The sequence below is a fragment of the Frigoribacterium sp. Leaf8 genome (genome assembly GCF_001421165.1).
Taxonomy (GTDB): Bacteria; Actinomycetota; Actinomycetes; order Actinomycetales; family Microbacteriaceae; genus Frigoribacterium.
The window spans coordinates 62,848-72,402 of the sequence record NZ_LMKB01000006.1 but is presented as its reverse complement, the minus strand read 5'-3'; the positions used below and the strand labels follow the sequence as shown (position 1 = coordinate 72,402).

At 71.6% G+C, this 9,555-nt stretch carries 9 protein-coding genes; 3 read left to right on the top strand and 6 right to left on the bottom strand.

Annotation, left to right across the window (positions count from 1 at the left end; genetic code table 11):
* Positions 1 to 561, bottom strand: a 561-nt coding sequence (locus ASL10_RS16605) for an MFS transporter (RefSeq protein WP_235452797.1), incomplete at its 3' end; no start/stop codon positions are given.
* Between the two features lie 288 nt (positions 562 to 849).
* On the opposite strand from ASL10_RS16605, the gene ASL10_RS11900 reads away from it, so the two are divergent.
* The 3 genes from ASL10_RS11900 to ASL10_RS11890 all read left to right on the top strand — a co-directional run bounded on the left by ASL10_RS11900 (position 850) and on the right by ASL10_RS11890 (position 4,498).
* Complete coding sequence (locus tag ASL10_RS11900) at positions 850 to 1,224, top strand: FKBP-type peptidyl-prolyl cis-trans isomerase (protein WP_043596717.1); 375 nt, start codon at positions 850 to 852, stop codon at positions 1,222 to 1,224.
* The gene (locus ASL10_RS11895; RefSeq protein ID WP_056048155.1) at positions 1,224 to 2,057 is read left to right on the top strand and encodes an aldo/keto reductase; all 834 of its coding nucleotides are present in this window, start codon (positions 1,224 to 1,226) and stop codon (positions 2,055 to 2,057) included. The genes ASL10_RS11900 and ASL10_RS11895 overlap by 1 nt, the downstream gene beginning before the upstream one ends.
* Positions 2,058 to 2,206: 149 nt before the next feature.
* Positions 2,207 to 4,498, top strand: a complete 2,292-nt coding sequence (locus tag ASL10_RS11890) for a UvrD-helicase domain-containing protein (protein WP_056049076.1) — start codon at positions 2,207 to 2,209, stop codon at positions 4,496 to 4,498.
* Positions 4,499 to 4,577: 79 nt separating this feature from the next.
* On the opposite strand, the gene ASL10_RS11885 is transcribed toward ASL10_RS11890, so the two are convergent.
* The 5 genes from ASL10_RS11885 to ASL10_RS11865 form a co-directional block, all read right to left on the bottom strand.
* Positions 4,578 to 5,699: a hypothetical protein gene (locus ASL10_RS11885; protein ID WP_235452793.1), complete on the bottom strand. Its 1,122-nt coding sequence runs from the start codon at positions 5,697 to 5,699 to the stop codon at positions 4,578 to 4,580.
* Entirely contained in the window at positions 5,696 to 6,766 is a 1,071-nt protein-coding gene (locus ASL10_RS11880) for an extracellular solute-binding protein (protein WP_056048152.1), read from the bottom strand. The genes ASL10_RS11885 and ASL10_RS11880 overlap by 4 nt, the downstream gene beginning before the upstream one ends.
* A 113-nt stretch (positions 6,767 to 6,879) precedes the next feature.
* On the bottom strand, positions 6,880 to 7,890 hold the full coding sequence (locus tag ASL10_RS11875; protein ID WP_056048149.1) for an ABC transporter ATP-binding protein: 1,011 nt from the start codon (positions 7,888 to 7,890) through the stop codon (positions 6,880 to 6,882).
* Entirely contained in the window at positions 7,887 to 8,684 is a 798-nt protein-coding gene (locus tag ASL10_RS11870; RefSeq protein WP_233568518.1) for an ABC transporter permease, read from the bottom strand. Before ASL10_RS11870 ends, ASL10_RS11875 begins: the two co-directional genes overlap by 4 nt.
* On the bottom strand, positions 8,681 to 9,505 hold the full coding sequence (locus ASL10_RS11865; RefSeq protein ID WP_071257252.1) for an ABC transporter permease: 825 nt from the start codon (positions 9,503 to 9,505) through the stop codon (positions 8,681 to 8,683). Before ASL10_RS11865 ends, ASL10_RS11870 begins: the two co-directional genes overlap by 4 nt.
* Positions 9,506 to 9,555: the final 50 nt, after the last annotated feature.

Here is a 9,555-nt window from a genome sequence, read left to right as displayed (position 1 = left end):
CCCCACGCCCGCCACGAGCACGCCGGCCAGGGCGGGTCCGACGGTGAGCATCAGACCCATGCTGATGCCGCTCAGTGCGGAGGCGGCGGGCAGCAGCTCGCGGGGCAGGAGGCGCGGCACGATCGAGGCGCGCGAGGTCGCGATCATCGTGCCCGCCACGGCGTTGACCGTGGTCAACAGGTAGAGCAGCCACACCTCGTGCAGCCCGAGGTACGCGTGCAGCGCGATGGCCGCGGTCGAGAGCCAGGCGAAGACGGCGGCGACCAACGCGACCTTCCGACGGTCGAAGGCGTCGGCGAGCATGCCGCCGTAGAGGCCGGCGAGGATCATGGGAACGAGCGAGACGACTCCGACGAGCGCGACGGCGAAGGTCGACCGGGTGATCTCGAAGATCTCGAGGCCGACGGCGACGAGCGTGAGCTGCGTCCCGATGCCACTGATCGCGCTGCCCGCGAAGAGGCGGGCGAAGGCCGGGCTCGTCCGCAGCGGGGTGACGTCGACGAACAGCGGGCGACGGGCGGGCGCGGCGGGGCCGGACGGCGGAGGCGGGGTGGCGGACAAGCTGCCATTCTTGCCGATCGTGCAGGTTTCCGCAGGCCGGCGGCGGCGGCGGCAGCCGGTGCGGCTCCCGGCGTCGCCCGGGCCCGTGCCCCGGCCCGCCCGGGCCCCCGCCCCCGGCCGCGGCGGAGCCCGATCGATTTGGCGTCCCGTCACCGTCGGAGTAGCGTCCATGTGTTCGCATCGATGACGTCATCTCGGTGCGGATGTCGGGTCGGCTCCTCGAGCCTCGCAGGGAGGACGCGAGTGGCCGACCCGCCCCCTCGGCCCGTCGGTGGTTGGATGGTCGGCATGACTCACGATCCCCAGACCAAGCCCGAGATCGACGCCCCGACCGGCCCCGCCCCCACCGAGCTGACGATCACCGACATCACCGTCGGCGACGGAGCCGAGGCGCAGTCCGGCTCGACCGTCAACGTCCACTACCTCGGCGTCGAGCACGACTCCGGCGAGGAGTTCGACTCCTCCTGGAGCCGTGGCGAGGCCATCAACTTCCCGCTGCAGGCCCTGGTCCGCGGGTGGCAGGAGGGCATCCCCGGCATGAAGGTCGGCGGACGCCGCGAGCTCGTCGTGCCGCCCCACCTGGCCTACGGCCCCGCCGGCGGCGGGCACCCGCTCTCGGGCAAGACGCTGATCTTCGTCATCGACCTGCTCGGCGTCAGCTGATGACGGCCGCCCCCTCGGTCGGCCTCAACGACGGGCGCACCCTGCCCCAGCTCGGCCTCGGCACCTACGGGCTGAACGGCGACGAGGGCACGGCGCAGGTCGTCCAGGCGATCTCGTCGGGCTACCGTCTGCTCGACACGGCGCTGAACTACGGCAACGAGGCGGCCGTCGGGGCGGCAATCCGCGATACCGACGTGCCCCGTGACGACCTGGTCGTCACGACGAAGCTGCCCGGCCGACACCACGGGTTCGACGAGGCCCTGGCGAGCTTCGACGAGAGCCGGGCGAACCTCGGCCTCGACTTCGTCGACCTCTACCTGATCCACTGGCCCCTCCCGCGCATCGACAAGTACGTCGAGGCGTTCAAGGCCTTCGTCCGGTTGCAGGAAGACGGCCTCGTCGGCTCGGTCGGCGTCTCGAACTTCACGGCCGAGCACCTGCAGCGCGTCGCCGACGAGACGGGCGTGGTGCCCGCGGTCAACCAGATCGAGCTCCACCCGTACTTCCCCCAGGCCGAGCTGCGTGCCGTGCACGAGAGCATGGGCATCGTCACCGAGAGCTGGAGCCCGCTCGCGAAGCAGAGCGAACTCCTCACGGAGGCGCGGGTCACCGACATCGCGCGGGCCCACGGCAAGACGCCCACGCAGGTCGTCCTGCGCTGGCACGTCCAGCTCGGCGCGGTCCCCGTCCCGAAGTCGGCCGACGCCGGTCGTCAGCGCGAGAACCTCGACGTCTTCGACTTCGAGCTCACGCCCCACGAGGTCGAGTCGATCAGCGGCCTCGAGCGGGGCCGGCTGTGGGACGGCGACCCGCTGACCCACGAGGAGTTCTAGGCCCGGCTCCACCGCGGCCACCCCAGGAGGCGCGCTCGTCCCCCCGAGGACGAGCGCGCCTCCTGCGTCCCGGGTCGGATTCCCGGGCCTCGCCGTCGGTGGTCGGAAGCTAGACTGGCGTGCCGACTTTTCCCGAAGGGTACGAACACCTGTTGTCATCCGAGATCGACCGCGAACGCGCCTATGTGGGCACCCTCTACGAACGCCTCGACGAGCTGAAGGCCGACGCCCGCGTCCGTCTCGAACGGACCCGCCGCGAGACCGTCGGCGGCAACCACCAGAGCCGCAGCGAGCGCGACGCCTACGCGCGCCTGTACGAAGACACCATCGTCCAGCTCGGCTCGGTCGACGAACGGCTCGCGTTCGGTCGCCTCGAGCTCGAGACGCCCGACCTTCTCGGCCAGACCGGCGACGTCGACCGCCCGGCCGAACCGGGCGAGGGCGGGCGCTACCGCTACATCGGCCGCATCGGCCTGCGCGACGAGGCCCACCACCCGATCCTGCTCGACTGGCGCGTGCCCGGGGCCAGCGCGTTCTACCAGGCGACGGCCGCGACGCCCATGGGTGCCCGGGCCCGTCGTCACCTGACCCTCGACGGCCGCACGGTGACCCGACTCGAGGACGAGGTCTTCGACCCCGACCTGCTCGATCGCGACGACGTGCAGCTGCAGGGCGAGGGAGCGCTGATGGCCGCCCTGACCGCCCAGCGCACCGGCCGCATGACCGACATCGTCGCCACCATCCAGGGCGAGCAGGACCGGATCATCCGCTCGCAGCTCGACGGCGTGCTCGTCGTCCAGGGCGGCCCCGGCACGGGCAAGACGGCCGTCGCGCTGCACCGGGCCGCGTACCTGCTCTACTCGCACCGCGACCGGCTCAAGGGTTCGGGCGTGCTCGTCGTCGGGCCGTCCCGGTCGTTCCTGCGCTACATCGAACAGGTGCTGCCGTCGCTCGGCGAGAGCGGCGTCGTCCTGTCGAGCCTCGGCGGCCTGTACCCGGGCGTCGAGGCCCAGACCGACGACGCGCCCGACGTCGCCGCCCTCAAGGGGTCGGCCGAGATGGCTGAGCTCATGCGTCGCGCCGTCCGGTCGCGGCAGGTGCGCCCGGTCGAGCCGACGACCATCGACATCAACGGCGAACGACTCGTGGTGCGGCCGGAGCTCGTCGGCGAGGCCATGCGCAAGGCGCAGGAGCGCGGCAAGCCCCACAACGTGGCCCGGGTCACCTTCAACAAGGCGGCCCTCTCGGCCCTGACGCGCCAGCTGGTCGACCAGATGCGCGAGCACGGCACGACGGTCGACGAGTCCGACGAGGCCGTCCTCCGGGAAGACATCCGGCAGTCCTACGACGTGCGCGTGCTGCTCAACACGGCCTGGCTGCCGCTCAGTGCCGAGAAGCTCGTCGAGGACCTCTTCGCCCGCCCGAACTGGCTCGCGTCGATCACCCCGCGCTGGACGCCCGAGCAGCGCGCCCTGTTGCGGCGCGAACGCGGAGCGGGCTTCACGGTGTCCGACGTGCCGCTGCTCGACGAGGCCGCCGAGCTGCTCGGCGAGTTCCAGACCGGTGTCGACCCCGAGCGCCTGGCCCGCAAGGCCCAGCGCAAGCGCGACATCGAGAACGCCGAACGGGCGATCGAGAACATGGGCGTCGAGGGCATGGTCAGCGCCGAACAGATCGCCGGCGGCTTCGCCGAGCGGGCGGCGTCGATGACCACGGCCGAGCGGGCCGCAGGCGACCGTACCTGGGCGTTCGGCCACGTGGTGGTCGACGAGGCACAAGAACTCTCGCCCATGCAGTGGCGACTGCTCTCCCGGCGCTGCCCGCTGCGGTCGTTCACCGTCGTCGGCGACATCGCCCAGGCGTCGAGCCCGGCGTCGGCGACCTCGTGGGACCGCGCACTCCAGGCCCTGCTCGGCCGTCGTCGCGGCGGAGGCGCCCAGGGCACGTCGGCTCCGTGGCGGCTCGAAGAACTGACCGTCAACTACCGCACGCCGGCGCAGATCGTGACCTACGCCGAGGGCGTCGCGACGGCGAGCGGCCTGCAGATCACCCCGAGCCGATCGGTGCGCTCGAGCGAATGGCCGGTGCGCGAGGTGACCGGCGCCTCCTCGAAGGACGACTTCGTCCGTGCCACCGTCGACGCCGTCCGGGCCGACCGGGCGATCGACTCCGAGGGCACGCTCGCGGTGATCGCCCCCGAGCAGGCCGTCTCGACCCTCGTCGAGGCCCTGTCGGCCGAGTTCGACGGTCTCGTGGCCGCCGGCACGGCGTCGTTGACCAAGCCGATCTCGGTGCTGAGCCCGGCGACGTCGAAGGGTCTCGAGTTCGACTCGGTCGTCGTGGTCGACCCCGAGCGCGTCCGACTGGCGAGCCGACGCGGCAACGCCAGTCTCTACGTGGCGATGACCCGGCCCACGCAACGCCTCACGGTCGTCTCGTAGGCCGGATCGGGGCGGCCGGCCCGGCTGGCTCGGCCGCCGAGCCGGCTCGGCCCCCGCGCCGGCTCGGCCCCTGACCCGGTCAGGCCCCGGCCACCCCGAACTCGTCATCGAGGGCCGCCAACTCCCGGTCGACGCGTGCCCTCAGGGCGTCTTTCTCGACGGCGGGCAGCCAGCTGGCGTCGACGCCAGCGGAGGCCATCGAGCGCACCTGGTCGGCGGTGGCCCCGATCTGTTCGTGCACGATGCGGTACTCGGCGGCGAGGGTCGTCGGGAACATGCCCGGGTCGTCGGAGGCCGGCACGACGTTCAGGCCCGCCTCGAGCATGGCCTCGATGGAGGCGCGGCGCCAGGGACGCCACGACCGTCGCGAGGTCGTCGACACGACGGTGAACGCCACCTGCTCGTCGCGCACGCGTGCGACGACCTCGTCGTCCTCGAGCACGTAGTACCCGTGGTCGATGCGGTCGCAGCCCAGCTGGTCGAGGCACGTGATCGTGTTGACCGCCGTGGGGGAGTGCTCGGACGAGTGGGCCGTCCGGCCCAGCCCGGCCTCGCCCGCCAGCCGGTAGGCGTCGACGAAGCGCTCGGGTGGCCCGCTCGTCTCGAGGTTGTCGAGGCCGATCCCGGCCACGTACTCGTGCGGGTGGTCCACCACCTGACGGACGAGCTCGAGGGCGTGCTCGCCGCTCCTGCTGCGGTCGATTCCCTGGATCATGAGCCCGGTCATGCCGAAGTCGCGCTCGGCGAGCCGGATGCCCTCGGCGTAGGCCTCCACCGAGCCGGTGTAGCCGAGCGACGCGAGGTGCGGCGGGACGGCGTCGAAGAACAGCTCGAGATGCCGGGTCGCACTCGCGTGGTGCGCGTCCTCGAAGGCCTCGTAGACGATCCGGGTGAGGTCGTCCGCGTCGCGGAGCACCTCGACGACCCAGTTCGAGGCCTGGAACAGCGAGTACGACACCTCGGGCTCGTCGACGCTGCGCCCCTGCGGCACGGGGATGCGCGTGTCGCGGTAGAGAGCCGGGTCGGGCGGGAGCGAGTTGATGTCGGCGAAGATCCGCTCGGGCTCGTCGGGCAGCTCGAGACCCTCGCGGCGGGCCAACTCGGCGAAGGTGCTCGCGCGGACCGTCCCGATCAGGTGGCAGTGCAGGTCGACCTTGGGCATGCGGTCCAGGTAGGCCGGGGGCAGGGTGGTGTCCGTCACCGCGAGGTCACCTCGCGGGCGAAGCGGTCGACCCAGTCCGAGCGGGTGGGGACGAGTTCGGTCGGGTCGAGGGTCGAGTAGCCCGCCGCGACCGGGTCGGCGGCGATGTCGCCCACGACGGCCTCGATCGTGTCGGGCACGGTGGCGCCCGGGGCGACCGGCAGGTCGCCGACGATCTCGGCGGACGAGGTCTGCGCCTCGACCGAGAGCAGGTAGTCGATGAACTGGTTCGCACCGTCGACGTTCTCGGCGCCGGTCGGGATCATCGCGCGGTTGGTGGCCATGTAGCGGCCGGTCGCGGGGGCCGTCCAGGCGATCGGTTCGCCGGACTCGACGAGGTCGGTCGCGAAGCCGCTCAGGGAGTCCGCGGCGACGATCTCGCCCTGCGTCAGCAGGTTGGTCACCTCGGTGGAGGAGCTGTAGAACTGCAGCACGCCGGGGGCCCACTCGCCGAGCCGGTCGAGGGCCGCGTCGATGTCGTAGGGTCCGTCGCCGTACTCCTCCGCGACGCCCGAGACCATCAGCTGGCCGGCCGTCACCGAGATGTCCGGCAGGGCGACCTTGCCCGAGAGCTCCTCTTCGCCGTACAGGCTCCACTGCGCGGCCTCGTCGGCGGTCAGCTCGTCGGTCGAGTACATCGTCCCGTTGAGCTGGTAGCTGTAGGCCGGGCCGAGGTACGAGTCCTCCTTCGCGAAGTCGGCGATCTCGTCGAGCGACGGCACGGCCGAGGCGTCCACCTGCTGGAAGAGGTCGTCCTCCTGGCCGAGTGCCGCGTAGTAGTCCGAGATCAGCATGACGTCCACGTCGGGCTGCCCGCCCGCGACCTGCAGCTGGGACAGGCGGTCGGAGTTCGATCCGGTGTCGACGACCACCTCGATGCCGGTCTTCTCGGTGAACGGGTCGATGACGGCTTCCTGGAACTCCTCGACGCCGAACGGGAACGTGCTCACGGTGATCGTGTCGGCGTCGGGCTCGCCGCCGCCGTCGGCGGAGCAGCCGGCGAGCACGAGGGTCGTCGCGGCGACGCCGGCGACGATCGCCAGGCGGGTGCGGAGGGTGGAGGTCATGGTCGTGTCCTTTCGGGGCGGTCTCGGTGAGACCGGTCGGTGTGGAACGCGGGTGGGTGGGACGGTGGAGGGAAGAACCGAGGAGGCGCGCGCGGCTCCGCGCACCGGGCGGGTCAGTCGGCGAGGGCCACGAGTCGCGACGCCGGCGCCGAGACGGTCACCCGGTCGCCGATCGCGACCGTCTCGGAGCCCGTGCTGCGGACGTCCGACAGCAGGCGCACCTCCGCACCGGCGGCGTCGACGGCCTGCACGGTGACGAGCAGGTCGACCCCGCGGTACGCGACGTCGGTGACGACCCCGGCGAGCTGCAGGCCGTCGGGCACCGCGCCTCCTGCGGGGGTCCCGGGGACGACCCCGAGGTGCTCGGGGCGGATCGCGAGCAGCGTGCCGTCGGGCGCCGTGACGAAGTTCTCGTAGCCGAGGAAGTCGGCGACGAAGCGGTTCGCCGGGTTCGGGAACACGTGCTGGGGCGAGCCCTGCTGCATGATCCGGCCGGCCCGCATGAGGACCATGTCGTCGCTCATCTCGAGCGCTTCGTCCTGGTCGTGCGTGACCAACACGACGGTGAGGCCCGTCTCGCCCTGGATGCGGCGGATCTCGGCGCGCATCTGGACGCGAAGGCGCGCGTCGAGGTTCGACAGGGGTTCGTCGAGCAGCAACAGCTTCGGCCGGATGGCGATGGCGCGGGCCAGCGCGACGCGCTGTTGCTGGCCGCCCGAGAGCTTCTTCGGCTTGCTGCCGGCGAGGTGGGCCAGGCCGACCAGGTCGAGGGTCTCCATCACGCGACGGCGGCGCTCGGCGGTGTCGACGCCGCGCAGCTTCAGTCCGTAGCCGACGTTGTCGGCGACGCTCAGGTGCGGGAACAGCGCGTAGGACTGGAACACCATGCCCAGGTCGCGCTTCTCGGGTGGGGTGCGCGTGCTGTCGACGCCGGCGATGCGGATCGTCCCCGACGTCGGGGCGGCGTAGCCGGCGAGCATGCGCAGGCTCGTCGTCTTGCCACATCCGCTCGGGCCGAGCAGCGTCGTGAGCTTGCCCTCGGCGATCGACAGGTCGATCGAGTCGACGGCGGTGAAGTCGCCGAAGACCTGGCTGACGGCGACGAATTCTGCTGCGGTGCTCATCTGTTGATGCCTCCGAAGATCTTGGCGAAGCCGACGGTGCGTTCGGCGATGACGGCGATGACGACGGTGCCCGCGAGGATCAGCGTGGCCATCGCCGCGACCATGGGGTCGTAGCTCTGCTGCACGTAGTCGAGCATCGTGACGGGCAGGGTGCGGAAGTCGCGGCTCTGCAGCAGCAGCGACAGGGGCACGTTGTTGAACGAGGTGACGAAGCTGAGCAGCGCCGCCGAGAAGATGCCGGGCCGCAGCAGGGGCAGGGTCACCGTGACGAAGGCCCGCAGGGGAGACGCGCCGAGACCGCGGGCGGCCTCCTCGAGGGCGGGGTCGGCCAGGGCCAGGGAGGCGCCGGTCACGCGGACCGCGTAGGGCAGCATCAACACGGTGTGCCCGATCAACAGCACGGGGAAGGCGTCGAGCCGGAACCCGATGACGAGCTGCTGGTAGAGCGCGAGCCCCACCACGAGCTCGGGGACGATCAGGGGCGACAGGAACAGCGCCTCGACGAGGCCCTTGCCCGGCAGCCTGCCGCGATGGATCGCCAGGGTCGCGGGGATGCCGACGAGCAGGGCGAGCACGGTGGCGATCAGGGCCAGCTGGAGGCTCGAGACCAGGGCCTGGGTGAACGGGTCGTAGCCGAAGGCGGCCTCGAACCAGCGCAGCGAGAACCCCTGGGGCGGGAAGCGCAGGGTGCGTTCACTCGTGAACGCGGTGGCGACGACGAAGAGGATCGGGACGATCATCACGACGTAGCCCGCGACGGCGAGCGTGCCGGCGACCGGGCGGCGGGTGGTCACGAGGTGGCTCCCTTCCGGGCGACGAGCGACGACAGGCCGGAGACGACGAAGACCAACACGGTCATGATCAGGGCGGTGGCCGAGGCCCCGGCCCAGTCGATCGTCACGCTCGAGTACGAGAAGAGCTGGGTGGCGAGCATGCGTTGGCCCGAGCCGCCGAGCAGGTACGGGGTCGTGTAGGCGGTGACCGAGCCCGCGAAGACGAGGGTGGCCGCGACGACGACGCCGGGCAGCGAGAGGGGCACGACGATGCTCCAGAAGGTGCGGGTGCGGCTCGCGCCGAGTCCGCGGGCGGCGTCGTCGAGGCCCGGGTCGACCTGGGCCACGGCCGAGTAGCACGAGATGATCGCGAGCGGCAGGAACAACTGGGTCAGGCCGAGGACGATCGCCAGTTCGGTGTAGAGCAGCTGCGGGGCCTCGTCGACCAGGCCGAGCGTGGTGAGCAACTGACCGATGGCGCCGTTCTTGCCGAGCACCACGAGCCACCCGAAGGTGCGGACGACGTTGCTGAGCAGCAGCGGGAAGATCGCCAGGGCGAGCAGGACGCCCGACCAGCGCGAGGTCGAGCGGGCCAGCAGGTAGGCGATGGGGAAGCCGAGGGCCACGCAGATGACCGTGACGACCAGGCCGAGCCCCACGGTCCGACCGATGATGCGCAGGTCGAACGGGTCGGTGAGCATCTGGCCGAGGCGGCCGACGATCTCGCCGGCGGTCACGCCGGGCGGGGCGAACAGCATCGCGAGCGACGGCACCGCGAATCCGATCAGCAGGAACGCGAGGCCCGGCAGCAGCAGGAGCAGCGCGGGTTTGCGGGACGTCACGGGTTGTCCTCCGATCGGTGTGGCCTCTGGGGGGATGCCGACCCCACCTC